The sequence below is a fragment of the Roseovarius sp. genome, assembly GCF_048262375.1.
Lineage (GTDB): Bacteria > Pseudomonadota > Alphaproteobacteria > Rhodobacterales > Rhodobacteraceae > Roseovarius.
Genome location: NZ_JBLXFE010000005.1, coordinates 220,913 through 246,320 on the forward strand (window position 1 = coordinate 220,913; position 25,408 = coordinate 246,320).

Sequence of the window (25,408 nt, forward strand, 5' to 3'; positions counted from 1 at the left end):
GACCTCTCCTTCGGGCGGGACAAGCCCGCACCGAAAGAGACCACGGTCATGCAGGCGCTTCAACCCGTGGCAGTCTCTGCGCGCGCCTCAATGTAGCGTGAATTCGCCCACGACATTGCGCCATTCCCCCGGCGCAATCAGCTTGCGATGGGTAAACCGCACCGAATGCAACGGTCCCTCAATCTCGCGATGCCAGAATTCGATGAATTCAAACAGCTTTGGATGATCCGGCGCCACATCATATTCCTGCCAGAGATAGCTGTTGAGCACATGCGTATAATCAGGCATGCGGTAAAAGAATTCCGCCGTGGTCAACCCGTATCCCTTGAGCATCATTTCGGTCTCAGACATCTGCATGTGTCTCTCCTGTCACTACTCGATAGAATCATGATGCCTGAAAGAAATTACTTTTCAATAAAAACAGTGTGTTAGCACTCTCAATTGCCGGCTGACAGATGCGATCGCCCTGCGCCATTGCACCCCATATCCTGCCTCTGATATAGTCACCTCAACAAGATATAGCGCCAGATCACAGGACGGTAAAAAACGTGAGCGATACGCCTCAACCCCCTGAAAACATGGATGAAACCCCGCCAGAGCGCCCGATCTACAGCGGCCCGTCGGTGTCCATCACCCATGAGATGAAAACATCCTATCTCGATTACGCCATGAGCGTGATCGTCAGCCGCGCCATCCCCGACCTGCGCGACGGGCTCAAACCTGTGCATCGGCGCATTCTCTATGCCATGCATGAGGGCGGCAACACCCACGACAAACCCTATCGCAAATCCGCCCGCGCGGTGGGCGACGTGATGGGTAAATATCACCCGCACGGCGATTCCGCGATCTATGACGCCCTGGTGCGCATGGCGCAGGATTTCTCGATGTCCCTGCCCCTGCTCGACGGGCAGGGCAACTTTGGCTCGATGGATGGCGATAACGCGGCGGCCATGCGCTATACCGAAGTGCGGATGGACAAACCTGCGGCCTATCTCTTGGCCGATATCGAGAAAGAGACCGTCAATTTTCAGGACAATTACGACGGCAAGGACCGCGAGCCCACTGTCCTGCCCGCACGGTTTCCCAACATGCTGGTCAATGGCGCGGGTGGTATCGCCGTCGGCATGGCCACCAATATCCCACCGCACAATCTGGGCGAGGTGGTGGATGCCACGCTAGCGCTGATTGAAAATCCAGACCTCGAGAGCGAGGATCTAATCCAATACATCCCCGGCCCCGACTTTCCGACCGGTGGGATCATGCTGGGCCGCACGGGCGCACGCAAAGCCTATCTGGAAGGGCGCGGCAGCGTCATCATCCGCGCCAAGACCCGCGTCGAGGAAATCCGCAAGGACCGTTACGCCATCATCATCGAGGAAATTCCCTATCAGGTAAACAAGGCCACGATGATCGAACGCATCGCCGAGGCCGCCCGCGAAAAGCGGATCGAGGGCATTTCGCATGTGCAGGACGAATCTGACCGCAACGGCGTACGCGTGGTGATCGAGCTGAAACGCGACGCCACCGCCGAGGTGGTGCTCAACCAACTCTACCGCTTCACCCCGATGCAGACCTATTTCGGCTGCAACATGCTGGCGCTCAATGGCGGCAAGCCCGAGCAGTTGACGCTGCACCGGTTCCTCTCGCTCTTCATTACCTTCCGCGAAGAGGTGGTCGCGCGCCGCACCGCCTATGACCTGCGCAAGGCGCGCGAGCGCGCGCATGTGCTCTGCGGTCTGGCGGTCGCGGTCTCCAATGTCGATGAGGTGGTCGCTACCATCCGTGGCTCGATGGATGCTGCCGAAGCCCGACAAAAGCTGATGGAACGCCGCTGGCCCGCAGGCGAGATCCTACCCTATATCGCGCTGATCGACGATCCCAGCCACCGCGCCAACGAGGACGGCACCTATAATCTGTCCGAGGTGCAGGCCCGCGCCATTCTCGATCTGCGCCTGCAACGCCTGACGCAGCTCGGTGTCAAGGAAGTCACCGACGAGCTGCAGGACCTTGCAGGCAAGATCAAGGAATATCTCGCCATCCTGGCCTCCCGCGACCGGATCATGCAGATCATCTCGGACGAACTGCGCGAAGTGCGCGAGCTCTTCGCCGTGCCGCGCCGCACCCAGATTGTCGACTGGTCCGGCGACATGGAGGACGAAGACCTCATCGAGCGCGAGGATATGGTCGTGACCGTCACCAGCGGCGGCTACATCAAGCGCACCGCGCTGGCCGATTTCCGGGCGCAAAAGCGGGGCGGCAAGGGTCTGTCTGGCATGGCCACCAAGGATGAGGACGTGGTCACCACGCTCTTTGTTGCCAATACCCACACCCAGCTCTTGTTCTTCACCACCTCCGGTATGGTCTACAAACTCAAGACATGGCGTCTGCCCTTGGGCGGGCGCACGTCCAAGGGCAAGGCGATCGTCAATATCCTGCCGATACCCTCGGGCGTCTCCATCGCCGCCATCATGCCGGTGGACCGCCCCGAAGAAGATTGGGAAGACCTGCAAATCGTTTTTGCCACCTCGGCGGGCGATGTGCGGCGCAATGCGCTCAGCGATTTCACCAATGTCATGCGCAACGGCAAGATCGCCATGGACCTGCCCGAGGCCGTGGAGCTGGTCAACGCCCGCATCTGCGGCCCCGAGGATGACGTGATGCTGGTCACGAATTCTGGCCGCGCCATCCGCTTCCCGACAACCGAGGTGCGTGTCTTCAAAGGGCGCAAATCCACCGGTGTGCGCGGCATCCGCCTCTTGGGCGATGATCGCGTCGTGTCAATGTCCGTGATCAGCCACTTTGACGCCAGCGCGGACGAGCGTGCCGCCTATCTCAAGATGCGCCGCCAATTGGCCGGTGCAGACGAGGATGCGCCCGCCGATGACGAAGGCAATGCCGATGCCGCCCTCAGCCCCGAGAAGTTCGAGGAAATGCAGGCGGCGGAAAACCTGATCCTGACCATCACCACGCGCGGCACGGGCAAACTCAGCTCCAGCCATGACTACCCGGTGCGTGGACGCGGCGGCATGGGCGTGCAGGCAATGGACAAGGGCATGCGCGGCGGTGCCGTAGTGGCCTCCTTCCCCGTGACGCTTGAGGATCAGATCATGCTGGCCACCTCCAAGGGCCAGTCGATCCGCGTACCGGTGATGGGCATTTCCTTCCGCTCGCGCAGCGCAGGCGGGGTCAAGGTGTTCAATACCGGCGCGGGCGAAGAGGTGGTGTCTGTCGCATGGATCGCCGAACAAGCCGAAGAGGACGAGACCGCCGAGGGCTGATAGCAGCCCTCGGAGCGCCATACAGCCGGATATCTCCACGCTCTGGCCTAATTTTCGCCAGATTCGCTGCGATGATAGCCTTGTCGTCTCGCGGCATGGTTGTATCAGTCTCATTCGGTTCCCGGCATTCATCGATCGGACACTACCCGTGATCAAGAAGCAGCGCCCAAGCATGGACCAGACCGGCCTCAATCTCCTTCGGATCGTGATCGGATCCTATTTCATGGCGCTCTCACTTGATCTGGTGGCCGGTCTTGATGTCGCCACCCTCTTTAGGCAAATGCTGCCGCATGCGGTTGCGGATATTGTGGGCTCTACTCTGCTCTTGTGCCTCAGCGCGGCGGTGATGGCCGGATATCAACTTCGGCTTGCGGCACTCAGCCTCGCCTTGCTGGTGTTTTGTTCCAGCCTTGTCCAAAATCTGATGGTGGTGACACCAGAAAGCCTGTCGGCGTTCTGGCGTGACCTCGCATTGGCGACGGCCGTGCTTTTGACCTATCTCACTTTGGGGCCAAGGGCTCTGCGCCGCGCCTCAGTGCTGGCGCATCGCGCACGCGCGCGCCACGCTCTGGCCAAAACCTCTGTAAATCCGCGTCGTATCACGCCACAGGCGACACAAAAACGTCCCGTTCAACAGGAAATCCGCAACGCTCTTGCTGTGACCACAGTCTCGGACCGGCTCCATCCCGCCACCCAGGAAGAGCCGGAACTGAAGAATATATTTTCCAACATGTAACACGGCTTGCGCGGTTTAACCCGGTCTCAACCTATACAATGCAGGATAGCACCGGTGCCACAGGATGCCGGGATACCTGCCGATGAACCTCTATTGCTGCATGATCGACCTCAAACAGGATGCCAAGGCCTTAGGCTTTGCTGCGGCGCTTGAGGCTTGGATGACCCATCTGCACAGCCACGGAACCATTGGTCACTGGCGCCTCTGTCGGCGCAAACTGAATTTGGCCGCCGATGCCTATGGCGATTTCCTGCTCGAGATTGAGGTCGCGGATCTCTCTCAACTCGACCGCGCCTTTCGCCTCACCGGCACACATGATGAGACGACGACAGTGTTGCATGAACGCGTCCATGCGCAAATCGCGCACGCGCGTTTCGCGCTCTATCGGCCATTTCCCGACGCAGAGCGCGCCGAGCGTATGTCGTTGGTCTGAGATGCACGCCGCAGCCCCGCCCCCAACCAGCCCTCGCCGGATACGCGCATCGCCCTTCATCTGGCCTGAAATACCTCAGGGGGTCCGGGGGACAGCGTCCCCCATCACCCCGTGCCCTGCCATGCGACGTCAAGGCGATCAGTTGGCAAGGTTGTTCGCTGTCGCGCCAAATCCGACGATAGTGCCAAAGAGGCCAAGAATGGTTTGGATGCGCGTGACCGGCGATTCGGTTGCAAGCAGGGTGTCACCGGGATTGATCTGGAACTGCCGCGCGGCGAACAGCCCGTCAGCATTGGTGAAATCCAACGAGAAAATCACTTGCCGCATTTCGGGGCCCGGTTTGTCAGGATTGATATCCTTGCTGTCATACTCCCGCAGGACAAGCAGCCCCTTGGGGTCGGCACGTGACGCACTCAGCCCACCCATCGCAGATACGGCCTGCATCGCGGTGATGGTCTCGTCCTCGAAATCAATGACCTTCTGACTGCCCGCAGCCCCAAGCACATTAAAGCTGCGGTCGTCTTCGGTCACAACAATCTGATCCCCCCCACGTACCAGCGCATTGCGCCCCGGTTCGGCAAAGAGGCTCTCTGCCCGCGTTTCATAGACCTCAGCCCCCCGCTGCAACACCACAAGCGGATTTTTCATGGCCGGAGAAACCCCGCCCGCCATCGCCAGAACACTCAGGATTCGGGTGTTGCGCGACTCCAGCGGATAGTTTCCGGGCGCCGAGACGCCCCCCACTACATCAACGACATTGTTGCGCCCCGGCTTGACGCTCAGTTGCACCTGCGCCGAGGGCGCAATCTCAAGCATTCGGGTTTGCAGCGTGGTGCGCGCCTCATCTTCGGTCATGCCGCGCACCTGAATCTCGCCAAGATATGGCATGAACACCGTCCCAGAGGACGACACGGTCACCATTGGGACATTAGTGGATCGCGAGGCTTGGCTGGCCAACAAGGAATTTTCCTGATTGTCCCAGATCACGATGTCGAGCTTGTCACCGGTCCGGATGATCGACGAGTCAGGGCCGCGGCCTGCAGGCAACCAACGATAATGTCCTTTCCAGCCAGACGCTGGCCAGAGCGCCAAGGCCGGCGTGGAGCGCCGCGTGACTTCGACCACCTGAAACGTAGGAGATTTGTTGTCGCGCTCGGCAAGAACCTCGCTTTGCAGGGCTGCACCTCGGGGCAAACTGCAAGACGCCAAAACGGCAACCATGAGAAACCCAAGGAAAATCCTGAATGTGCGCGTCACTCTCCGCCTCCCCGGCCCGATTGGTCTTGCCAAGGTTCCTACCCCGTGCACAGCGTGTTAGACAATCGGAATCTGAATTTTAACCAGAGGCGGTGCCGCATGTTGCCCAAAACGCACCACAGAAAATCCCTGCTGGTCACTGGTGCCTCGGGGCGGATCGCCGGACTTTTGCGTGCAGCGTGGCATGACCTTGCTGGTCCCCGCATCGTCTGGCTGTCACGTCGGCCCCCAGCTGACATCCTGTGGACTCCAGGAACCGAAATGCCGCCGCTGCCTGAATGTGACACAGTGGTCGCACTCTGGGGAAGAGTGACCGGCACACCAGAGGATCTTGCAAGCAATACAGCGCTCGTCCGTCACAGTGCGGCACTGGCCAAGTCCTGCGGCGCAAGGCGCGTTCTGCATTTTTCATCTGCCGCAGTTTACGGCCCCGGCATCAGCTTGCATGAGACCGACGAACCCCGCCCCACCACGCCCTATGGCCAGTCCAAACTGGCGATGGAGGCCGCGGTGCGTGCCCTGCCCGCCAGCGACACGCGGCACTGTTGCCTGAGGCTTGCCAATGTGGTGGGGGCAGACAGTCTGGCACCGGCCCTGCGCCCGCAGGACACTCCGGTTCGGCTGGACCGGTTTGCCGACGGAGCCGGTCCTCTGCGCAGTTACATCGCCCCCGGCGATCTGGCCCGGGTCCTGCTGGCGCTCGCGGCGCTGCCGCCGGAACAGCTTCCCCACACGCTCAATGTCACCGCCCCCACGCCCGTAACCATGGAGAGCCTCGTGCGCGCCGCCGGACGCCCCCTGACGTGGCAGGATGCTCCGGAACATGCCGTGCAAATTGTCACTCTGGACGGCACCCGGCTTGCCGGTTTGCTCCCAATTCTATATCTCACCCATAGAGCACAAAATATGATCGACGACTGGCACACTCTGGAGACCGCATCATGACCCCAGCCAAGAGGGCCTTTGATATTGGCTTTGCTCTGCTGCTGATTTTGTTGCTTGGTCCGATCATGATCGTGATTGCCCTGCTTATCGCGCTGATCGATGGCCGTCCGGTGTTTTATCTCTCTGAACGCATGAAATCACCTGACACCGCGTTTTGCCTCTGGAAATTCCGCACCATGCGCATGGTTGAAAATGATGCGGGCGTGTCATCGGGGTACAAACAAAAGCGTGTCACAGCCTTGGGCAGGCGCCTGCGGGCCACACGCCTTGATGAATTACCACAACTTCTGAATGTGTTGCGCGGCGACATGAGCTTTGTCGGCCCTCGCCCTCCTCTGCGCTGCTATGTCGAGAGTTGCCCAGACATTTATGCCAAGGTGCTCAAAAAACGCCCCGGCGTGACGGGCCTTGCAACGCTGGTCTATCACCGCACTGAAGAACGATTGCTCTCCGCCTGCGACAACCACGAGAGCGGCGAAACCACCTATGTCACCCGATGCATTCCCCGCAAGGCGCGACTGGATCTGATTTGGGCACGCCACCAGAGCCTGTGTTTCGATATCCGCCTGATCTACCACACAGTGATTCGTGTATTCTCTCGGCGCCGATCATACCGCCTAGGGCGGGGGTGAGATCGGGGGTTTTCGCGCGGGCCTTGCACAGTTGTTGCCCGCATAAGCTGAAAACTGCTCAGTTTTGACCTCTCCCCTTCAACTCTTCAGCGATTTGGTTTTCTAATATCTCCCCAAGCGGATAAAACGAGTAAGATTGCATTTTAGGAATACCATCAGTGCTCTACAAAACCGTCACGTCGCTGAAACAAGGGCAGAAACAGGTGTTCTTCCTGACGCTTGACCTGCTGATTGTGGCGCTGTCCCATGTCTTGTCGCTTTTCCTTGTCTTGGGAGCAGGCACCTTCGACGCGGATATCCGCGCGGTATCAAGCGATCTGTTCGTGATGATGTGCGTGGCCGCGGCCGTGGGCACCTATTTTGGTTTGCACAAGGTCAAACTGAAATCATACGAAATGCAGGGCATGCTGAATTCGGGGTGGGTGGCTCTTGCCATTACCGGGGCCGGGATCACAAGCGCCGCGTTTCAGGTGGGACCAGCGGCCCCAACCACGGTCTACATTGTCAGCGGCATGATGTTTCTCATCCTGTCCGTCACCTCTCGCCTTATACTGCGCCTCGTCTTGCTGCGTATCTATCGCAACGGCAATCGTCGTCTGAGGGTGTTGATCTATGGCGCGGGCCAGACCGGCCAACAGCTTGCCAGTGCGCTCGCGACCGATGACGAAGTCTTGCCCATGGCATTTGTCGATGATGAACCACGGCTCCAGTCCCTGACCATCGCCGGGCTCAAGGTGCACAAATCCGCCGATTTGCCGGATCTGATGAAACGCTACGACATCCAGCGCGTAATCCTCGCCATGCCAAGCACACCGCCTGCCAAGCGCGCCCTGCTCTCGCGGCGGATCGCGGAACATGGCTGCGAGGTGCATGCCCTGCCGTCCTTTGCCGATCTCGTATCCAATGACGCCCGCACCCTTTATCAAAGCCGCCCGGTCGATCTCAACGACCTGCTCGGTCGCGACGGGCTCGACGACAAGCTCCCCGGCACACGCGACAGCTACAAGGGGCGCTGCATCCTTGTCACGGGCGCAGGTGGCTCGATTGGTTCTGAGCTTTGCCGGCAACTGATCGCCTATGAACCGGGGCACCTGATCCTCTTTGATCACAGCGAACATGCGCTGTTCGAGGTGGACCGAGAATTGCGCAGCCTCGCCCCGTCACTGCGGATCACACCTGTTCTCGGCTCGGTTTGCGAAAAATCAGTGCTCAATGTGCTGATGCGCGCGCGCAAGGTCGAAATCGTGTTGCACGCCGCCGCCTACAAGCATGTGCCGCTGGTAGAAGCGAACGCCATTGAGGGCATGCGCAACAACGTCATCGGCACGCGGACCGTGGCCCATGCGGCACGCGATGCCGGTGTTGAACGCTTTATCCTTGTCTCCACCGACAAGGCCGTACGCCCGGTTAGCGTGATGGGGGCCTCCAAACGCTTTGCCGAGATGATCGTTCAGGATCTGGCAACCCGAAGCAAAACAACGCGGTTTTCCATGGTACGGTTCGGCAATGTGCTGGGCTCGTCCGGCTCCGTCATCCCGCTCTTTGCCGAACAGATTGCGCGCGGTGGTCCGGTGACACTGACCCATGCCGATGTCACCCGGTATTTCATGACCATCCCCGAGGCGGCGCGCCTGGTGTTGCTGGCTGGCTCTTTTGCCCGTGGCGGCGATGTTTTCGTGCTCGATATGGGCAAACCGATTGCCGTGCGAGATGTCGCGCGCAAGATGATTGAGGGCTCGGGTCTGGTGGTGCGCGACGCCGCCAATCCGCATGGCGATATCGAAATTCAGATCACTGGCCTGCGTCCGGGCGAAAAACTCTACGAAGAGCTGCTGATCGGCTCTGATATGCTGACCACCCCCCACCCCAAGATTCTGCGCGCCCAAGAGGGGCATCTGTCAGAAATCGAGCTGGCCAAGGCCCTGAAATCCCTCTCCGAGGCAATCGAAACCCGCGACGTGGCCCTCATGCGCAGCGTGCTGGCGCAATGGATCGAACAGATCGAAGACCCGTCCGACGCAACCGTCAACCAGTGAGCGCCCCGAACTTCGCATCCAGATAGGCCAAGAGCGGCTCGGCCTCCGGCTCTGCTCCACAGGCGCGCGCGATCACCTCTGCTGGCTCAAACAGCCCTCCGTGCTGCTGCACATTCTCGCGCAGCCACGCCGTCGCCTCTGCCAAATCGCCCTGCTCCAGTTGCGCATCCAGCCGCGGCACCGCGTTGCGCAACGCCGCATGCAGGCATCCGGCATACAGATTTCCCAAACTGTAGGTCGGGAAATAGCCAAACAGCCCCACCGACCAATGCACATCCTGCAACACACCGTCAGAGGCGCGCTCCACCGGAGTGCCGAAATCGGCGGCAAAGCGATCATTCCACGCCGCCTCCAGATCACCAACGCTCAGGTTTCCGGCAATGAGCGCGCGCTCCAGATCATAGCGCAACATGACATGCAGGTTGTATTGCACCTCATCCGCCTCGGTGCGGATATACCCGCGATGCACACGGTTCACGGCCCGGTAAAACCCGTCCGCATCCGCTATTCCGAAATCGCCAAACGCATCGCGCATCTGCCCGTAGAGCCAGCCACAAAAGGCACGGCTGCGCCCCAGTTGGTTCTCGTAAATCCGGCTCTGGCTCTCATGGACACCCATTGATACGCCTTGGCCCAACGGCGTCACACGATAGGTCGGATCAATCCCCTGCTCATAGCAGGCATGCCCGACCTCATGGATGGTGGAGTAGAAACAGTTGAACGGGTCGGTCTCGCTCACCCGCGTGGTGATCCGCACATCATCGCCGCTGCCAGAGCTAAAGGGATGCACCGCCAGATCAAGACGTCCCCGATTCAGGTCATAGCCAAAGACCTGCGCCAGTTTCTGCGACAGCCGCAGTTGAGCAGCGCTGTCAAACCGGCCCTCCAGCTTGGGCCACTCCCTCTCAAGCGCAATGCCCCGCAACGCCACAAGTCGCGGTCGCATTTCCGCGAACATCGCATCAAGACGCGCCGCCCCCATTCCCGGCTCGTAATCCTGCAAGAGCGCATCATAGAGATCGCCCCCATCCGCCAAAGCCGCCGCCTCTTCGCGCTTGAGCCGGACCACCTCCGCCAGCACCGGCGCAAAGGCGGCATAGTCATCCGCCGCCCGCGCCTCGGCCCATTTCCCCTGAGCCCGCGAGGTCAACCGCGCCAAAGCGACGGCCAATGCACCGGGCACGCGCATCGCCCGTTCATAATCGCGCCGGATATGTCGCAGCTGCGCTTGCGCCACCGCGTCACTGGCCTCTACCTCGGCCTGAGCAGCAGCCAAGAGATCGCCACGCGCCGGGTCCACGCGCCGCCCGTGCAGCACCGCCTGCATCGCACCCGATTCCTCGGCCCGTTGCTCGGCGGCCCCGCGCGGCATCATGGTTTCCTGATCCCAGCCCAACCGACCCGCCACTTGCGCCAGCGCCTGAGCCTCGCGCTCCCGCGCCATCAGATCATCATAAGCCCCCATATCAGCGCCCCCGAATGGATGTGACACGCGGATATTGGCTCAGGAACCGCGCCCGCAGGATCAGCACCCATAGAACGACCGCCAAGACCTGATGCGCAATCGCCAACGGCCAAGGCGCGATATAGAGTACCGTCATGATGCCCAGCACGATCTGCAGCACCAGGACCGCAAACACCGCGTTGAACGCGCCCCGCGTCTGCGCATGCGCGCTCTTGCGTCCGCGCAGCCACACCACCACGGCAAAGACCAACAACAGATACCCACTCATGCGGTGAATGAATTGCACGGTGCCGGGGTTTTCAAACAGGTTCCGCCATGCGGGCTGCAACTCCATCATATCCGGCGGCAAAAATCCCCCCGCCATCAACGGCCAATCGGTAAAGCTCCGCCCGGCGTCAATTCCCGCCACCAGCGCCCCCAACAGGATCTGCAAAAACGCGAAATGCATCAGGCCCGTCGACAGGCTGTAGAGCTTTGCCTCGCGCCCGCGCCGCGCCTGCATCACCTCGCGCTCCTCGCGCCCGAGCAGAAACACAAACCACGCGATACAGCCCAGAATGACAAAGGCCAGCCCCAGATGCGTCGCCAAGCGGTAAGAGGCGACCGCCACCATGTCCCCCGTCAGACCAGAGGACACCATCCACCAGCCAATCACCCCCTGCATGCCGCCCAAGGCCCCCAACAACAGCAAACGCCCGTTCCATCCCTTGGGGATCTGCCGCGCCAGAAGAAAACCGAAAAAGCCAAGCGCCCAGACCAGACCGATCACCCGGCCCAGCTGCCTGTGGCCCCATTCCCACCAATAGATAGCCTTGAATTCCGCAAGGGACATGCCCTTGTTGAGCAGCTCATACTGCGGAATAGCCCGATACTTGTCGAATTCTTCCGCCCAATGCGCCTCGGACATCGGCGGCAGCGCGCCGGTGACAGGCTTCCATTCGGTGATGCTCAAACCACTATCGGTCAACCGGGTGAGCCCGCCGACCGCGATCATCACCACCACCAGCGCAAAAAGCACCATCAGCCAGAGCCGGATTGCGCCTCGCGCCCCACGGCGGCCTGCGTCGATCATGCCGCCCTGCGGCACCGGCTTTGCCCCTGCCTGTCCAACCTCTTCGAAAATGCTGCGTTTTCCGCTCATGCTATCGCCTCTTGTCCCTTGGCACCCGGCAACATTAGGGCGCGCCCCCGCCTGCTTCAACCACGCGCCTTCCAACGGACCATCTGCCGCATGACCCCGTGCAACATCTGCACATCGGCCCGCGTCATCGGCATCCGGCTCCACATGTTGCGCAGGTTGACCTTCATGTTCTCGGCCTTGTGATCGGGAAAGAAAAAACCGGCCTCATCCAGCCGCTCTTCATAATGCGCTGCCAGCTTTTCAACCTCAATATGCTCGGCCCAGTCGGTCTTGGCCATATCGACCCGCTCATGCGCGATATGCCCCGCCGCGCGCTGCCATTCATAGGCCGTGAGCAACACACATTGCGCCAGATTGAGACTGGCAAACTCCGGGTTCACCGGCACGTTGATGATGGCATTGGCGCGCGCAATATCGTCATTCTCCAGCCCTGCACGCTCAGGACCAAACAGCACCGCCACTTTTTCACCTGCGGCAATCTTCTCAGCCGCCAGTGTCATCGCGCGCTCGGGACTCAGCACCGGCTTGGTCAACCCGCGCGCCCGCGCAGTGGTGGCCAGCACAAAGGAACAATCGCCCACCGCCTCGGCAGTGCTCTCGACCAGCAACGCCTCATCCAAAAGCCGCCCGGCGCCGCTCGCCATCGCCACGGCCTTGGGATTGGGCCAGCCATCGCGCGGCGCCACGATCCGCATCCGGTCAAGACCGAAATTCCACATCGCCCGCGCCGCCGCCCCGATGTTTTCCCCCATCTGCGGGCGCACGAGCACATAGGCAGGCTGGGGTCTGTCGGTCGGCATGGGCTCTCTCACTTCGGTATCATGCAAGGGGGCCCGCCACCGGCAAGCCCCCTGCTTCATCGTTCTTCAAATACTCAAATTCAACCGGGCCACAAGCCGCAGTCGGTTTGGATCACGCGATCACTCGGCCGCTTTGGCCGCCCTCTCGCCGCCAGAATCGCCGCCGGACTCGCCATTGCCCTCGGTTTTGGGCGGGCGCTTGGCACGCGGCTTGCGCGGTCGTTTCGCGGCCACCGGCGCGCTGGCCTGCTCTGTTGCGGGCTCACCGCCATGTGCCGCCGCAGGATCGACCACAGGCGCAGCATCGGTCGCAGGCGCAGCATCAGCCGCCACCGCAGGATCTGCCGCAGGCACGGGTGCGGCGCGGCGCGCAGGTGCGGCTTTGCGCGCAGGCTCGGCCTGTGGCTTGCTCTCGGGGGTCTCGACCAGACCGCTGTCGCGATCCTCAAAACCACCGATCACATCCGGCTGAGCTTGTGCTGCGGGGTCATGCGACGGCGCGCGCTCCCCCTCGTCTCCATCGCGTCCGCCCTGACGGTCCCCACGATCGCGGTCGCGGTCATTCTGGCGCTCGCGGTTATAGCGTTCCTGCTCTTCGCGGCGGGCATCCTGTTCCTTCTGGGCCTCCCCCAAGAGACGCAGATAATGCTCGGCATGTTGCTGGAAATTCTCGGTCGCCACCCGGTCGCCCGACAGTTGCGCATCCCGCGCAAGCTGATTGTATTTCTCGATGATCTGTTGCGGTGTTCCGCGAACTTTGCCTTCGGGGCCAGAGCTGTCAAACACGCGGTTGACGACATTGCCCACGGTGCGGTTGCGGTTCGGCTTGTTCCGCTGACGTGACTTCGATGATCTCATATGGTGCTGTCCAGCCCTATGCTCAAATGGTCGCTTGACCCGATTGGCGCCCCTTGCGCCGAATAAAACCGGATCGGACATGTTCTGGCTTGGTGTCAAGCGGGACCGCCCATTCAGGCATCCTCCGTCATGACCTCTCCCAATAAGCATGCGCAGCCAAGTCATACAAGAGCAAAGCAGCATTTTTCCGCAAATGACGCTGATTATGGCTCATTTATACAGGGTCGACACGGGCCAGACCCCGACAACCACCCGTTCACGCCCCTCAAGATCGGGCAGGATCGCCACCTCCTCGAATCCCTCCGCCTGCATCAACGCGGCCACCGCCGCGCCCTGACGCCAGCCGATTTCGACCATCAATCGCCCGCCGGGGCGCAGAAACCCGCCCGCTCCGCCCGCAATCGCCCGATAGGCCGCAAGACCGTCCCCCTCGTCGGTCAGCGCCATGCGCGGGTCATGCGCGCGCACCTCTGGCTCCAGCCCGGTCATTTCATCCAGCGCAATATAGGGGGGATTCGACACGATCAGATCAAAGGATCCCGAAATCTCTGTGAACCAATCCGACTGGCAGAGCGTCAGCCGCTCCGCCACAGCATGCCGCTCGGCATTGCGCCCCGCCACGCGCAGCGCCGCCACGGACAGATCACAGGCCACCGCCCGCGCGCCCGGCCACTCTGCCAACAAGGTGATCGCCAGAATGCCACTGCCCGTGCCCAGATCCAGAAAACTCTGAGGTTCGGGCCCGCTCAAGGCCTCTGCGACCAGACATTCCGTTTCGGGACGCGGATCAAGCACATCCGCCGTCACCTCGAACTCCCGCCCCCAGAACTCCCGCCGCCCGAGGATCTTGGCCACAGGCTCGCGCGCCACCCGCCGCAAGATCATCGCCGCAAAGAGCGTCCCTGCGTCCTCCTCCAGATCATCCCCCAGATGCAGGGTCAGCCGGTCGCGCGTAATGCCCACAGCCGCCGCCAAGAGCGCGCGCGCATCGCCCGCCGCCCCTGTGACGCCTGCGGCCTCCAACTGCCGCACCGCCCCCACCAACGCGTCCCGCAAAATCACGACATCTCAGCCAACAAGGTGGCCTGTGCATCCGCCGTCAGCGCGTCGATCACCTCATCCAGATCGCCGCCCATCACCTGATCCAGCTTATAGAGCGTGAGGTTGATCCGGTGGTCGGTCATCCGGCCCTGAGGGAAATTATAGGTGCGGATGCGCTCAGAGCGATCCCCCGATCCCACCTGCGCCGCGCGATTGGCCGAGCGTTCGCTGTCCACACGGTTCCGCTCCATGTCATAGAGCCGCGATTTCAAAACCTGCATGGCAATCTCGCGGTTGCGATGCTGCGATTTCTCGGAACTCGTCACCACGATGCCGGATGGCAAATGCGTGATCCTGACGGCAGAATCGGTGGTATTCACATGCTGCCCGCCCGCGCCCGATGATCGCATCGTGTCAATGCGCAGATCATTGGCGTTGATCTGGATGTCCACATCCTCGGCCTCGGGCAGCACCGCCACAGTGGCGGCAGAGGTGTGAATGCGCCCGCCGCTCTCGGTCTCGGGCACGCGCTGTACCCGGTGCACGCCCGATTCGAACTTGAGCCGGGCAAACACCCCCTCGCCCTTGATATGCGCCACCAATTCGCGGATGCCGCCCAATTCGCTCTGCTGCTCCTCGATCACGTCGAACACCCAGCCGCGCGCCTCGGCATAGCGCTGATACATTCGCATCAGATCGGCGGCAAAAAGCGCTGCCTCCTCGCCCCCCGTACCGGGGCGTATTTCCAGAATGGCGGGCCGTGCATCCGCCGCGTCGCGCGGCAAGAGCGCCAGTTGCAGCGCCCGCTCCATCTCGGGCAGGCGGACCTCCAGCATCTCCAGCTCTTCACGGGCCAGATCGCGCATCTCGGGATCGTCCAGCATCGCCCGCGCGCCGTCCATATCGGCCAGCGCCTGTCGATAGGCGCGGATCTCCTCGACCAGCGGGCGCAATTCGGAATACTCGCGTCCAAGGCGGGCGATATCGCCGCCGCCCTGCATCATTTGCGCTTCGATGAATTCAAAGCGCTCCGCGATCTGTTGCAATCTGTCCAAGGGTACCATGGGGATGATCCTCTGTCCCATCCTTGTGACTTGGTCAAGAGGACAGACCTGTGCTAATATTGTCCGATGAGAGCGATTTTGACCCTGCTTGCGATCTGCGCCACCCCGGCGTTCGCCGATGCCACCATCGGGGGCAAGACGATTGAATGCTATTGCACCGACCGCAACGGCGCGCGCATCGAAATGGGCGAAATGATCTGCCTTCAGGTGGACGGACGCATGTTCATGGCGCAATGCCAGATGTCGCTCAACGTGCCGATGTGGCGCAAGATTTCGGATGGCTGCCTGTCCTCCAGCCTACCCCAGTCGCTGCAACCAGCCCTCGATGCGGGCGGCGTTGACGCCCAGATCTGAGCGGCCAAAGCGCAGGCGGCCATAAATCTCCAGCCGCGCACCGTCCTGTCGTACCGTCGTATAATCCGGAAAGCCGAAAATCCGCGATCGGGTGACATAGGTGATCATGTCCTGCCCCACATCCCCGGCCAAAACCCCGGTGCGCGGCGTGGCGCGGATGATGGCATCCAGCGCCGCCAGATCCCCCGCCACCACCCGCATCGCACCACCGTCCAGATCACGATCGGTGATGCTCTCGGGCATCTGATGCCAGCGGGCCGGGTCAGACGGGGCCAACCGGATCACCCCGAGCCCCCCCACGATCCCCACCAGAACGAGGCTCAGGATCAACGTCATCGCACGCCCTCTATGCTCTGCGGGTCTGCGCGACAGTGCGCTCAACCGGCGCGCGTCCCATCGACGGTTTCCGCCAGCGCCTCCGCGCGCGCGGCAATCTCGGCCAATGTGTCCATGACCGCATCGGGCACCACCGGCACCTCGATGCGCTGCGCCTCAGGGGCGGGGGCATTGCGCAACTGATCCAGCTCCGCGTCCTTTTCCGCCAGCCGATCCTCGGCCTCGCGCAGCTTGTCCTGCAATCCGGCAGTCTTGTCGGCCAGCATCAGGCCCGCCATCAACAACATGCGCGGCTCAGGGATGCGCCCGATCTGCGCCGCCAGAACCGACGCTTCCTCGTCCAGCATCTTGGCGGCGGCATGCAGGTAATGCTCTTCTCCCGCCTGACAGGCCACCTCGAATTTGCGACCCCCAATTTCGATCTGCACCTCAGGCATCGGATGTCTCCGTCTTATCTGCGTTGTCTGTTTTGCCTTTGGTTTCAGCTTCGGCAATCACCTGCCCCAGGGCCCCAAGCACCGCTTCCACCTCACCGCGATCCGCGCTGCGCACGGCGCGCAGCCCCTCCAATTCGGCCATCATGGACTTGTTGATCAGATGCGGTTCGGCCACGCCGCGCGCATTGGCCTCGCGCAGCGCCTGATTGTTGTCGCGCAACTGCTGATTGGCCTTGCGCAGCGACTGCAGGTCCGCGTCCAGCTTGCGCAGGGTCTCACTCTGCGCGCCCTCCGCCGCCTCCAGCTTGGCATGCAACGCCTTGACCCGCTCTTGCAACTGCGCATTGGCCAATCTCTCTTCCTCGACCTGCTCATGCAGCTTGCCGAGATATTCAAGATCACCCGCCACTTTGGGGCGATCCTCCAGCCCCTGCGCAATGCGGTCCAAGGCCGCCGTGATCCGTGCCTGCAACTCGTCTATCTGACTCATCCTCGGGGGTCCTCACTTGTATTGCCCGTATGCCCCACGAATCGCACACCGGGCGGGTTTTGATCAAGTCTAATGAAAGGATCGTGGAAATGCGCCCCCAATCCCGCTCAAAGCCCCTGAACGACCGCCTCGCGCTTGAACTTCTGCGCCGGGCTGGTATGCAACGCGCAGTCATTGCCCCATTCAAAGGATGTCACCCCCGTGGATATCGCTGCCCTCCGCTCTGCCAACCCCGATCACTGGAAAAAGGCCACCGCCATCCGCGCGCTGACCCTCGACGCCGTCGCCGCCGCAAACTCTGGCCATTCCGGCATGCCGATGGGCATGGCCGATGTCGCCACCGTGCTGTTTGAGAAACACCTCAAATTCGATCCTTCCAATCCCAACTGGCCCGACCGCGACCGCTTTATCCTCTCGGCGGGGCATGGCTCGATGCTGCTCTATTCGCTGCTGCATCTGACCGGCTATGCCGACATGACGATTGAGGAGATCCGCAATTTCCGCCAGTGGGGCGCGAAAACCGCAGGCCATCCCGAATATGGCCATGCCACCGGCATTGAAACCACCACCGGCCCGCTCGGTCAGGGAATTTCCAACGCCGTAGGCTTTGCCATGGCCGAGGAAATGCTGCGTGCCCGCTTCGGCGCCAAGCTGATGGATCACTATACCTATGTCATCGCCGGCGACGGCTGCTTGATGGAAGGCGTCAGCCAAGAGGCCATCGGCCTTGCCGGCCGTCACCAGCTTTCGCGCCTCATCGTGCTCTGGGACAACAACAACATCACCATCGACGGCACGGTTGACCTTGCCGACCGCACCGATCAGGTGGCACGCTTCCGCGCCTCAGGCTGGCATGTGCTTGAAATTGACGGGCATGACCCGGCGGCGATTGATGCGGCTCTGACCGAGGCCAAGACCACCGATCAACCCACGATGATCGCCTGCAAGACCCATATCGCCCTTGGCCATGCCGCGCAGGACACCTCCAAGGGTCACGGCGCGCTGACCAATCCCGATCAACTGACCGCAGCGAAAGAGGCCTATGGCTGGCCGCATGGCCCCTTCGAAATCCCCGCAGATGTGAAATCCGCATGGGAGGTCATCGGCCAACGTGGCGCGGCCACCCATGCCGCATGGACCAAGCGTCTGACGGAAACCTCGCCCGCGCGTCAGGCCGAGATTGCCCGCATCTTCAACCGTGACATGCCGGTCAAACTCTCGGCCCGCATCCGCGCCCTGAAAAAGCAGATCAGCGCCGAGGCCCCCAAACTCGCCACCCGGCAGAGCTCGGAAATGGTGCTAGAGGTCGTCAACCCGATTCTTCAGGAAACCGTCGGCGGCTCTGCCGATCTCTCGGGCTCGAACAACACCCGCTCGGGCGATATGAGCGTGTTTGATGTGGACAACCGCAAGGGCCGCTATGTCCATTGGGGCATTCGTGAACACGGCATGGCCGCCGCAATGAACGGCATGGCGCTGCACGGCGGCATCCGCCCCTATGGCGGCACTTTCATGTGCTTTACCGATTATGCCCGCCCCGCCATGCGTCTGGCTGCGCTGATGAAAATCCCCACCGTGTTTGTCATGACCCATGACAGCATCGGTCTGGGCGAGGATGGCCCGACCCACCAGCCGGTCGAGCATCTGGCAATCAGCCGCGCCACCCCCAACACTTGGGTTTTCCGCCCCTGCGACACGGTCGAGACGGCCGAATCCTGGGAACTGGCGCTGACCTCCAAAGAAACCCCCTCGGTCCTGTCGCTGACACGGCAAGGCCTGCCCACCCTGCGGCGCGAGCATAAGGCCAAGAACCTGACCGCCCAAGGCGCCTATGTGCTGGCCGATGCGACGGGCAAGCGTCAGGCGATCCTGATGGCCACCGGCTCCGAGGTCGAGATTGCCATGAAGGCGCGCGACATCCTTGAGGCCGAGGGCATCGGCACCCGCGTGGTCTCCATGCCCTGCTGGGAACTCTTCGAGGAACAGGACGAGAGTTACCGCAAACGCGTCCTGCCCGCAGGCCCGGTGCGCGTCGCGGTCGAGGCGGCGATCCGCTTTGGCTGGGACCGCTGGCTCTACGGCGAGCGCGGCCGCCGCGAAAAGGGCGGCTTTGTCGGGATGCACGATTTCGGGGCCTCGGCCCCGGCCCCCACGCTCTACAAGGAATTCGGCATCACCGCCGAGGCCGTGGCGGAAAAGGTCAAATCCCTGCTCTGAGGGAACCAAGCCGCTGTATAAAGAGCCCGGATGCCCAGCGTCCGGGTTTTTTATGGCGATGAGATGCCGCGCAGCGCTTACCCCCGCGCGGAACAAGGCGCGTAGCGCCGCCGCGCGGATCGCTGGGCCGTCCCGCGGCCTAGCGATTATGAGAGGGCGCGCAATTCTGTGAGTTTAGACGGACTTGGCAGGCATAAAGTGGCAGCTACGAGTGTTGTGTCGCTAGTCCCCGGCCCAACGATCCGCGCGGCACCTTCGGTGCTATTCGCGCGGTCGACAGCTCAACATCATCCCCAACTTGCGCACGCCCACGCCCCACCCCTACACTCTCCCATCATGCCCAGCCTCTGTCGCGATTGCCTGACCCGATTCGACACTGCCCGCCGCTGCCCCGCCTGCGGCAGCCCCCGTATCGTGTCCCATCCCGAGCTGTTCGATCTCACAATCGCCCATATGGATTGCGATGCCTTCTACGCCAGCGTCGAAAAACGCGACAACCCCGCGCTCGCCGACCAACCGCTGATCATCGGCGGCGGGCGGCGCGGCGTGGTCTCGACCGCCTGCTATATCGCCCGCATCAAGGGCGTGCGCTCGGCCATGCCGATGTTTCAGGCGCTCAAACTCTGCCCCGAGGCGGTGGTGATCAAACCCCGCATGCAGGTCTATGCCGAAGTGTCGCGCGCCATCCGCGCCCTGATGCTCGACCTCACCCCTGCCGTAGAACCGCTCTCGCTCGACGAGGCGTTTCTCGACCTCACCGGCACCGCGCGGCTGCACGGTGCGCCCCCTGCCGTCATGCTGGCCCGCCTCATTAAACGCATGCGCGACGAACTGGGGCTCACCGGCTCCATCGGGCTCAGCCATAATAAGTTTCTGGCCAAGATCGCCTCGGATCTCGACAAACCGCATGGCTTTGCGGTGATCGGTCAGGCCGAGACCGCCGATTTCCTGCGCGACCGCCCGGTCAGCCTGATCTGGGGTGTGGGTCAATCCACCCTCAGGGCCCTGAATGATGCGGGCATCCGCAGCTTTGCCGATCTGCTGCGATGGGACCGCCGCGACCTGTCTGCGCGGTTTGGCTCGATGGGCGATCGCCTCTGGCATCTGGCGCGCGGACAGGACCGCCGCCGCGTCTCGGCCAATGCCCCGGTCAAATCCATCTCGAACGAGACCACATTCTTTGAGGACACCCGCGATATTGACCTGCTCGACGGCCATATCTGGCGGCTGGCGGAAAAGGTGGCCGACCGCGCCAAGGCCCGCGCCCTTGCAGGCCGCGTGGTCACGCTCAAACTCAAGCGCGCCGATCACAGGCTGCTGACCCGCCGCCACGCCCTGCGGGATGCCACCCAACTTGCGGACACGCTCTATCGCACCGCGCGCGCACTGCTTGATCAGGTGCCGCCGGGGGAGGCCTACCGGCTAATCGGCGTCGGGCTGTCGGACTTGGTGCCCGAAGCGACCGCCGACCGCTCCGGCGATCTGCTCGACCCTCAGGCCATACGCCGCGCCGGGGCCGAACGCGCCACCGACGCGATCCGCTCGAAATTCGGACCGGACGCGATCCGCAAGGGACGGGCGTTGCGGTAAGGGTGGCTTTTTGCTGACGTTTGCCCCAATTCCGTTCGCATGGCCTCAAGGCGCCGCAGACACCGCACGGCTCGGCATTGGGGGGGTAAGCCCCCTATTCCGCCGCCAAGGGCCGCGCCTCCGCGCGCCCGATCTCGGCAATCTCGCGGATCACCCCCGACAGCAGCCTGCGAAACGACTCGAAATTGCCGTTGGGCCGAATGAGCCGCTCATTCATGTAGAGAGCGCGATCAATCTCGATCTGCACCGCATGTCGCCCGCGCGCAGGACGGCCATATGCCTGCGTGATATAGGCCCCGGCAAAGGGCGTGTTGCGTGTGACCACCAACCCAGCATTGACAAAAGCCGCCTCGATGCGCTCCACCACGGCCCCGTCAGCAGCCGCGCCAAACCTATCGCCCAGCACGACCTCGGGCCGACGTACACCGCGCCGCGCCACCGCATCCATCGCCTCATGCGGCATCGAATGGCAATCAATCAGAATGGACTGCCCGAACATCAGATGCGCCTGATCCATCTGCCCACGCAAGGCGGTGTGATAGGGTTTCCAATAGGTCTCGATCCGGTGTTCTGCCTCGGCTAGGCTCAGCTTGCCGCGATAGATCGCCTGCCCATTGGCCACCACCCGCGGAATCACCCCAAGGCCCGAGGCCACGCGCGGATTATGTCCCTGCCGCGCCACCCCTTCGATCAGCGCCGGGTCCAGTTCATCGGCGCTGCGGTTGAGATCGACATAGGCACGCGGCGCGCCCGCCTTGATCAGCGGCGCGCCATAGAGCGGGGCACTCTCGAACAACTGATCGACAAAGGCATCCTCAGACGAGCGCACCGAATGCTCATTCAGCGTGGTCCGGCGCAAAAAACTCCACGGGTAATCCCGCCCACTATGCGGCGAGGCGAACACCACCGCCGTGGTGCGCCGATCAGGATGGATGAGGTGATAGGCGACCTTTGGCATGCGCATTCCTTTCGCCTGTGATAATAGACTGAAATTGAGCATCTAAAAGCCCTTGATCCCCTCTCCGACTCCTTTTATAGACCAGCGAACCGGCGCGGATTTCCGCGCCCCTCTTTTTGGGGCAGGCGATCGGCTGGCATTCATGGGCGATTAGCTCAGTGGTAGAGCACTTCGTTGACATCGAAGGGGTCACAAGTTCGAACCTTGTATCGCCCACCATGAATTCACTGTCCCGCACCTGCCGGGACGCCCGCAACCCCAGGCGCTGGCCCGCGCCGCGACAACCGAGGAGACGACCATGAAGGTTCGCAATTCGCTCCGCTCGCTCAAGAACCGGCACCGGGATTGCCGTGTCGTGCGCCGCAAAGGCCGCGTATACGTGATCAACAAGACCCAGCCGCGTTTCAAAGCCCGTCAGGGCTAAGCCGCGATCAGCTTCGGCTGAAGGAACAAAACCCCGCCCAATCGGCGGGGTTTTTCTTTGGGGGATATCTCTTTGCGTAGCTTGCCTCGCGAAACAAGCCGCGCGGTGCCCGTCCGCCGGGTGGGCGCTGTTACAAAAGTAATTGGCAATTTATGCCTGAGAAGTCTTCCGCGTTGTCAATGAGATGGGCCGTTGCAAAAGCGCCCGCCCGAGGGGGCGGACGGGCGCTGCGCGGCGGTGCCTGCGGCACCTTGATTCCGCGCAAAGAATATTTGGCGCAGAGGGCACGGTCCCTGCGCCTGCCCCCTCAATCCCTGAGCAACTCGTTGATCCCGGTCTTGGAACGCGTCTGCGCGTCCACCCGCTTGACGATCACCGCGCAATAGAGGTTGATGCCATTCTTCGACGGCATCGACCCTGCGACGACCACCGAATAGGGCGGCACTTCGCCATACATGACCTCGCCGGTTTCGCGGTCCACGATCTTGGTGGATTTCCCAATGAAAACCCCCATGCCCAAAACCGATCCCTCGCGCACGATACAGCCCTCGACCACCTCGGAACGCGCACCGATAAAGCAATTGTCCTCGATGATCGTCGGCCCGGCCTGCATCGGCTCCAGCACGCCGCCAATACCCACGCCACCCGAGAGATGCACATTCTTGCCGATCTGCGCACAAGAGCCCACCGTCGCCCAAGTATCGACCATGGTGCCACTGTCCACATGGGCCCCAAGGTTGACAAAGGACGGCATCAGCACCACGCCGGGGGCGATATAGGCGGACTTGCGCACCACACAGTTGGGCACGGCCCGGAACCCGGCCTCGCGCCATTCGGCATCGCCCCAGCCCTTGAACTTGCTGTCAACCTTGTCCCACCAGCCCGCACCCTGCGGCCCGCCGGCATGGATTTCCATATCCTTGATGCGGAATCCCAACAGCACCGCCTTCTTGGCCCATTGGTTGACATGCCATTGGCCATCCGCCTGCCGCTCGGCCACCCGCAATGCACCGCTATCCAGCGCATTGAGCGTGTCCTCAATAGCCTCGCGGGTCTCGCCTCCGGTGGCGGGCGTGATCGTATCGCGCGCCTCCCAGGCGGTCTCGATTGCGGTTTCCAATGCGGCGTTCGACATGGGCGTCTCCTCGGGTTTCCATCGCGTTTGCCACTCGCCTATACGGCCAAGCGACGGCGGGATCAATGCAACCCCACACGCTGGATGCGCTCAGCCGCCCCGGATCAGCTCATCCTCATCATCCGACGCCGACAGGCCGAGCGCATCCAACCCGTTTTCCAGATGATCCGACAAATGCGGCGACCCGAGCAAGTAATCGGCACAGGGCGTTGTGGCCTCTTCAAAGGCCGTGCGCTTGGCCTCTTCCAGTTCCTCAGCCTCAAAACTGCCGCGCCCGATCCACATCACCGCGACCAGACTGGCCTGTTCCTCCTCGCTCAGCCGGTCGATGAAGGCGCGCAATTCGCCCTCCGCCCGGCCCAGCTCGCGCGCCATCAGAACCACCTGCGCGATTTTATGTACCGTGATGTCCAGCATGAACCTGCCCTCCTGTTGCGCGTATTCTAACACAGGAATGCCCGCCGAACAGCCACCCGTCCTTGATCTTACGCAAACAACCGATAATAGGCCCAATCCGGCAAAAATCGAGACAGGCGAAAGACATAGCTAAAAATGCGCGGGAAATGCCGCTGAAACGCCGCCTCATCGCACATCAATTCGAACATCTCCTGCACCGCAGCGTCAGGCGTCATGATGAAGGGCATGCGAAAGGCGTTCTTCTCGGTCAGCCGCGTCTTGATAAAACCCGGATTGGCCAGTTGCACGCGCACACCGGTCCGCCACAAATCGGCCCGCAGCGATTCAGCCAAGGACATGACCCCCGCCTTGGACGCGGCATAGCCGATCGCCCCCGGCAGCCCGCGAAACCCCGAGAGCGAGCCGGTCAACACCACATGGCCCGCATCCCGCGCCACCATGTCGGGCAGCACCGCGCCAATCACCCGCACCGCGCCGGTGAAATTCACATCCGCCATGGCGACGGCCTCATCGGCCCGCCAGTCCGTCGCAGACATCGGCCAATAGACCCCGGCCAGCCAGACCAACCCATCGACCGGCCCCACAGCGCGCGCAGCCTCGGCCACGCTGGCGCTGTCGCTCACATCGACCGGCACGGCACTGGCGCGACCGGGCAGACCGGCCACCACCTCCTCCAGACGCGCGGCATTGCGCGCCGACACGATCACCTCGGCTCCGGTCGCGCTGATCTTTTGCGCCAATGCCGCGCCCAGACCCTCACTCGCCCCCACCAGCCAATAGCGTTTGCCGCGCCAGTCCATCATGCCTCGACCCGCCGCATCACCGCCACCAATTCCGCCACCTTGATCCCGAACTTGCGGAACTGGCTGCGATTGATGATCACCCCGTTAGGTGCCAGATACATCCAGTCGGTCACGCTCAGCACATGCCCCCCCGCGTCCTTCGGCAGCCTGATCCGGTAACAAAGCCGCGCCGCAGCCCCACGCTGCTGACCCAAACCGGGGCCGACCAGATCGTCCGCCTCGGCCCGGATAGAGCCATCATTGCCCAACTCCAGCCGCCATTCCCGATCCTGCGAATTGCCGCTGTCATACTCGAAATGCTCGCGCATCACCCCGCGATTGCCGTGCCAAGCCGCCTCGAAATCGCCGGTAAACCGTGACGCCACCCGCCCCAGAGGGCCGTAAATCACCCCCTCGCATTTGATCGGCCCGCTCAGATGCTCACGCAGATCGAATTGCGGCCTTTGGCCTGCGTAATCCTCGGGCACCTGCCCATCAAAGCCCGCAAACCGCTCCTTGAGCAGCGTCAGAGCCAGCATCAACGCAGCCCCCAGCAAACCCCATCCCAAAGCCTCCATCGGA

Annotated in this window: 26 protein-coding genes and 1 tRNA gene; 11 read left to right on the forward strand and 16 right to left on the reverse strand. The window is 62.2% G+C overall.

Features of this window, described 5'->3' with window-relative positions; translation table 11 throughout:
* Positions 1 to 87 precede the first annotated feature (87 nt).
* A complete protein-coding gene (locus tag ACN0SW_RS08100) occupies positions 88 to 357 on the reverse strand; it encodes an usg protein (RefSeq protein ID WP_417727402.1) in 270 nt (89 codons plus the stop codon).
* A gap of 221 nt (positions 358 to 578) precedes the next feature.
* Between ACN0SW_RS08100 and gyrA the strand changes: the two genes are divergently transcribed.
* From gyrA to ACN0SW_RS08115, 3 genes are all read left to right on the forward strand, one after another.
* A complete protein-coding gene (gene gyrA, locus ACN0SW_RS08105; protein ID WP_417727441.1) occupies positions 579 to 3,278 on the forward strand; it encodes a DNA gyrase subunit A in 2,700 nt (899 codons plus the stop codon).
* A 148-nt stretch (positions 3,279 to 3,426) separates the two neighbouring features.
* On the forward strand, positions 3,427 to 4,014 hold the full coding sequence (locus tag ACN0SW_RS08110; RefSeq protein WP_417727403.1) for a hypothetical protein: 588 nt from the start codon (positions 3,427 to 3,429) through the stop codon (positions 4,012 to 4,014).
* 82 nt (positions 4,015 to 4,096) lie between these two features.
* The gene (locus tag ACN0SW_RS08115; protein WP_417727442.1) at positions 4,097 to 4,447 is read left to right on the forward strand and encodes a DUF6614 family protein; all 351 of its coding nucleotides are present in this window, start codon (positions 4,097 to 4,099) and stop codon (positions 4,445 to 4,447) included.
* Between the two features lie 138 nt (positions 4,448 to 4,585).
* Here the strand turns inward: ACN0SW_RS08115 and ACN0SW_RS08120 are convergent, their stop codons facing one another.
* Complete coding sequence (locus ACN0SW_RS08120) at positions 4,586 to 5,704, reverse strand: polysaccharide biosynthesis/export family protein (RefSeq protein WP_417727404.1); 1,119 nt, start codon at positions 5,702 to 5,704, stop codon at positions 4,586 to 4,588.
* A 99-nt stretch (positions 5,705 to 5,803) separates the two neighbouring features.
* On the opposite strand from ACN0SW_RS08120, the gene ACN0SW_RS08125 reads away from it, so the two are divergent.
* The 3 genes from ACN0SW_RS08125 to ACN0SW_RS08135 all read left to right on the forward strand — a co-directional run bounded on the left by ACN0SW_RS08125 (position 5,804) and on the right by ACN0SW_RS08135 (position 9,317).
* Positions 5,804 to 6,649 (forward strand): NAD-dependent epimerase/dehydratase family protein, encoded by an 846-nt coding sequence (locus ACN0SW_RS08125; protein ID WP_417727405.1) that lies wholly within the window; start codon positions 5,804 to 5,806, stop codon positions 6,647 to 6,649.
* Positions 6,646 to 7,281 carry a sugar transferase gene (locus ACN0SW_RS08130; RefSeq protein ID WP_417727406.1) on the forward strand — a complete coding sequence of 212 codons (636 nt, stop codon included), beginning with the start codon at positions 6,646 to 6,648 and terminating at the stop codon, positions 7,279 to 7,281. The genes ACN0SW_RS08125 and ACN0SW_RS08130 overlap by 4 nt, the downstream gene beginning before the upstream one ends.
* A 158-nt stretch (positions 7,282 to 7,439) precedes the next feature.
* Positions 7,440 to 9,317 carry a polysaccharide biosynthesis protein gene (locus tag ACN0SW_RS08135; protein ID WP_417727407.1) on the forward strand — a complete coding sequence of 626 codons (1,878 nt, stop codon included), beginning with the start codon at positions 7,440 to 7,442 and terminating at the stop codon, positions 9,315 to 9,317.
* Here the strand turns inward: ACN0SW_RS08135 and ACN0SW_RS08140 are convergent.
* The 6 genes from ACN0SW_RS08140 to prfA all read right to left on the reverse strand — a co-directional run bounded on the left by ACN0SW_RS08140 (position 9,307) and on the right by prfA (position 15,686).
* The gene (locus tag ACN0SW_RS08140) at positions 9,307 to 10,782 is read right to left on the reverse strand and encodes a carboxypeptidase M32 (protein ID WP_417727408.1); all 1,476 of its coding nucleotides are present in this window, start codon (positions 10,780 to 10,782) and stop codon (positions 9,307 to 9,309) included. The two genes, ACN0SW_RS08135 and ACN0SW_RS08140, sit on opposite strands and share 11 nt — an antisense overlap.
* 1 nt (position 10,783) lies before the next feature.
* Positions 10,784 to 11,923, reverse strand: coding sequence for a heme A synthase (gene ctaA, locus ACN0SW_RS08145; protein WP_417727409.1), 1,140 nt, complete (start codon positions 11,921 to 11,923; stop codon positions 10,784 to 10,786).
* A 56-nt stretch (positions 11,924 to 11,979) separates the two neighbouring features.
* A complete protein-coding gene (locus tag ACN0SW_RS08150) occupies positions 11,980 to 12,723 on the reverse strand; it encodes an RNA methyltransferase (RefSeq protein WP_417727410.1) in 744 nt (247 codons plus the stop codon).
* A 120-nt stretch (positions 12,724 to 12,843) separates the two neighbouring features.
* Positions 12,844 to 13,581, reverse strand: coding sequence for a DUF4167 domain-containing protein (locus tag ACN0SW_RS08155; RefSeq protein ID WP_417727411.1), 738 nt, complete (start codon positions 13,579 to 13,581; stop codon positions 12,844 to 12,846).
* A gap of 210 nt (positions 13,582 to 13,791) precedes the next feature.
* Positions 13,792 to 14,643: a peptide chain release factor N(5)-glutamine methyltransferase gene (prmC, locus tag ACN0SW_RS08160; protein WP_417727412.1), complete on the reverse strand. Its 852-nt coding sequence runs from the start codon at positions 14,641 to 14,643 to the stop codon at positions 13,792 to 13,794.
* A complete protein-coding gene (gene prfA, locus ACN0SW_RS08165) occupies positions 14,640 to 15,686 on the reverse strand; it encodes a peptide chain release factor 1 (RefSeq protein ID WP_417727413.1) in 1,047 nt (348 codons plus the stop codon). Before prfA ends, prmC begins: the two co-directional genes overlap by 4 nt.
* 66 nt (positions 15,687 to 15,752) lie before the next feature.
* Here prfA and ACN0SW_RS08170 point away from each other — a divergent pair, with 66 nt between their 5' ends.
* Positions 15,753 to 16,040, forward strand: a complete 288-nt coding sequence (locus tag ACN0SW_RS08170; protein WP_417727414.1) for a hypothetical protein — start codon at positions 15,753 to 15,755, stop codon at positions 16,038 to 16,040.
* Here ACN0SW_RS08170 and ACN0SW_RS08175 read toward each other — a convergent pair.
* The 3 genes from ACN0SW_RS08175 to ACN0SW_RS08185 are packed head-to-tail and all read right to left on the reverse strand — an operon-like array spanning position 15,984 to position 17,303.
* Positions 15,984 to 16,376 (reverse strand): DUF1499 domain-containing protein, encoded by a 393-nt coding sequence (locus tag ACN0SW_RS08175; protein WP_417727415.1) that lies wholly within the window; start codon positions 16,374 to 16,376, stop codon positions 15,984 to 15,986. The two genes, ACN0SW_RS08170 and ACN0SW_RS08175, sit on opposite strands and share 57 nt — an antisense overlap.
* Before the next feature lie 41 nt (positions 16,377 to 16,417).
* Positions 16,418 to 16,813 (reverse strand): cell division protein ZapA, encoded by a 396-nt coding sequence (locus ACN0SW_RS08180; RefSeq protein ID WP_417727416.1) that lies wholly within the window; start codon positions 16,811 to 16,813, stop codon positions 16,418 to 16,420.
* The gene (locus ACN0SW_RS08185) at positions 16,806 to 17,303 is read right to left on the reverse strand and encodes a hypothetical protein (protein ID WP_417727417.1); all 498 of its coding nucleotides are present in this window, start codon (positions 17,301 to 17,303) and stop codon (positions 16,806 to 16,808) included. Before ACN0SW_RS08185 ends, ACN0SW_RS08180 begins: the two co-directional genes overlap by 8 nt.
* A 201-nt stretch (positions 17,304 to 17,504) precedes the next feature.
* Here ACN0SW_RS08185 and tkt point away from each other — a divergent pair, with 201 nt between their 5' ends.
* Both tkt and ACN0SW_RS08195 read left to right on the forward strand, forming a co-directional pair.
* Complete coding sequence (gene tkt, locus ACN0SW_RS08190) at positions 17,505 to 19,520, forward strand: transketolase (RefSeq protein WP_417727418.1); 2,016 nt, start codon at positions 17,505 to 17,507, stop codon at positions 19,518 to 19,520.
* A 336-nt stretch (positions 19,521 to 19,856) separates the two neighbouring features.
* Positions 19,857 to 21,110 (forward strand): DNA polymerase IV, encoded by a 1,254-nt coding sequence (locus ACN0SW_RS08195; protein WP_417727419.1) that lies wholly within the window; start codon positions 19,857 to 19,859, stop codon positions 21,108 to 21,110.
* A 94-nt stretch (positions 21,111 to 21,204) separates the two neighbouring features.
* Here ACN0SW_RS08195 and ACN0SW_RS08200 read toward each other — a convergent pair whose 3' ends face one another.
* Positions 21,205 to 22,068, reverse strand: coding sequence for an N-formylglutamate amidohydrolase (locus ACN0SW_RS08200; protein WP_417727443.1), 864 nt, complete (start codon positions 22,066 to 22,068; stop codon positions 21,205 to 21,207).
* Between the two features lie 144 nt (positions 22,069 to 22,212).
* Between ACN0SW_RS08200 and ACN0SW_RS08205 the strand changes: the two genes are divergently transcribed.
* Both ACN0SW_RS08205 and ykgO read left to right on the forward strand, forming a co-directional pair.
* Positions 22,213 to 22,287 (forward strand) — tRNA-Val (locus ACN0SW_RS08205).
* 79 nt (positions 22,288 to 22,366) lie between these two features.
* Positions 22,367 to 22,492, forward strand: a complete 126-nt coding sequence (gene ykgO / locus ACN0SW_RS08210) for a type B 50S ribosomal protein L36 (RefSeq protein ID WP_008282420.1) — start codon at positions 22,367 to 22,369, stop codon at positions 22,490 to 22,492.
* A 307-nt stretch (positions 22,493 to 22,799) separates the two neighbouring features.
* Here the strand turns inward: ykgO and dapD are convergent, their stop codons facing one another.
* The 4 genes from dapD to ACN0SW_RS08230 form a co-directional block, all read right to left on the reverse strand.
* On the reverse strand, positions 22,800 to 23,627 hold the full coding sequence (dapD, locus tag ACN0SW_RS08215) for a 2,3,4,5-tetrahydropyridine-2,6-dicarboxylate N-succinyltransferase (protein ID WP_417727420.1): 828 nt from the start codon (positions 23,625 to 23,627) through the stop codon (positions 22,800 to 22,802).
* Positions 23,628 to 23,717: 90 nt separating this feature from the next.
* Positions 23,718 to 24,044, reverse strand: a complete 327-nt coding sequence (locus tag ACN0SW_RS08220) for a DUF3775 domain-containing protein (RefSeq protein ID WP_417727421.1) — start codon at positions 24,042 to 24,044, stop codon at positions 23,718 to 23,720.
* Between the two features lie 68 nt (positions 24,045 to 24,112).
* Positions 24,113 to 24,847: an SDR family NAD(P)-dependent oxidoreductase gene (locus ACN0SW_RS08225; protein ID WP_417727422.1), complete on the reverse strand. Its 735-nt coding sequence runs from the start codon at positions 24,845 to 24,847 to the stop codon at positions 24,113 to 24,115.
* Positions 24,844 to 25,404 (reverse strand): DUF3833 family protein, encoded by a 561-nt coding sequence (locus ACN0SW_RS08230; protein WP_417727423.1) that lies wholly within the window; start codon positions 25,402 to 25,404, stop codon positions 24,844 to 24,846. The genes ACN0SW_RS08225 and ACN0SW_RS08230 overlap by 4 nt, the downstream gene beginning before the upstream one ends.
* Positions 25,405 to 25,408 lie beyond the last annotated feature (4 nt).

Coding starts and splice junctions, on each gene's coding strand:
- ACN0SW_RS08150 (WP_417727410.1), bottom strand. CDS start 12,723: ATGCCGACCGACAGACCCCAGCCTGCCTATGTGCTCGTGCGCCCGCAG.
- ACN0SW_RS08175 (WP_417727415.1), bottom strand. CDS start 16,376: ATGACGTTGATCCTGAGCCTCGTTCTGGTGGGGATCGTGGGGGGGCTC.
- ACN0SW_RS08225 (WP_417727422.1), bottom strand. CDS start 24,847: ATGATGGACTGGCGCGGCAAACGCTATTGGCTGGTGGGGGCGAGTGAG.
- ACN0SW_RS08200 (WP_417727443.1), bottom strand. CDS start 22,068: ATGCCAAAGGTCGCCTATCACCTCATCCATCCTGATCGGCGCACCACG.
- ACN0SW_RS08125 (WP_417727405.1), top strand. CDS start 5,804: ATGTTGCCCAAAACGCACCACAGAAAATCCCTGCTGGTCACTGGTGCC.
- ctaA (WP_417727409.1), bottom strand. CDS start 11,923: ATGAGCGGAAAACGCAGCATTTTCGAAGAGGTTGGACAGGCAGGGGCA.
- ACN0SW_RS08185 (WP_417727417.1), bottom strand. CDS start 17,303: ATGAGTCAGATAGACGAGTTGCAGGCACGGATCACGGCGGCCTTGGAC.
- ACN0SW_RS08100 (WP_417727402.1), bottom strand. CDS start 357: ATGCAGATGTCTGAGACCGAAATGATGCTCAAGGGATACGGGTTGACC.
- ACN0SW_RS08180 (WP_417727416.1), bottom strand. CDS start 16,813: ATGCCTGAGGTGCAGATCGAAATTGGGGGTCGCAAATTCGAGGTGGCC.
- gyrA (WP_417727441.1), top strand. CDS start 579: ATGGATGAAACCCCGCCAGAGCGCCCGATCTACAGCGGCCCGTCGGTG.
- prfA (WP_417727413.1), bottom strand. CDS start 15,686: ATGGTACCCTTGGACAGATTGCAACAGATCGCGGAGCGCTTTGAATTC.
- ACN0SW_RS08130 (WP_417727406.1), top strand. CDS start 6,646: ATGACCCCAGCCAAGAGGGCCTTTGATATTGGCTTTGCTCTGCTGCTG.
- ACN0SW_RS08115 (WP_417727442.1), top strand. CDS start 4,097: ATGAACCTCTATTGCTGCATGATCGACCTCAAACAGGATGCCAAGGCC.
- ACN0SW_RS08140 (WP_417727408.1), bottom strand. CDS start 10,782: ATGGGGGCTTATGATGATCTGATGGCGCGGGAGCGCGAGGCTCAGGCG.
- ACN0SW_RS08195 (WP_417727419.1), top strand. CDS start 19,857: ATGCCCAGCCTCTGTCGCGATTGCCTGACCCGATTCGACACTGCCCGC.
- ykgO (WP_008282420.1), top strand. CDS start 22,367: ATGAAGGTTCGCAATTCGCTCCGCTCGCTCAAGAACCGGCACCGGGAT.
- ACN0SW_RS08220 (WP_417727421.1), bottom strand. CDS start 24,044: ATGCTGGACATCACGGTACATAAAATCGCGCAGGTGGTTCTGATGGCG.
- ACN0SW_RS08170 (WP_417727414.1), top strand. CDS start 15,753: ATGAGAGCGATTTTGACCCTGCTTGCGATCTGCGCCACCCCGGCGTTC.
- ACN0SW_RS08230 (WP_417727423.1), bottom strand. CDS start 25,404: ATGGAGGCTTTGGGATGGGGTTTGCTGGGGGCTGCGTTGATGCTGGCT.
- dapD (WP_417727420.1), bottom strand. CDS start 23,627: ATGTCGAACGCCGCATTGGAAACCGCAATCGAGACCGCCTGGGAGGCG.
- ACN0SW_RS08155 (WP_417727411.1), bottom strand. CDS start 13,581: ATGAGATCATCGAAGTCACGTCAGCGGAACAAGCCGAACCGCAACCGC.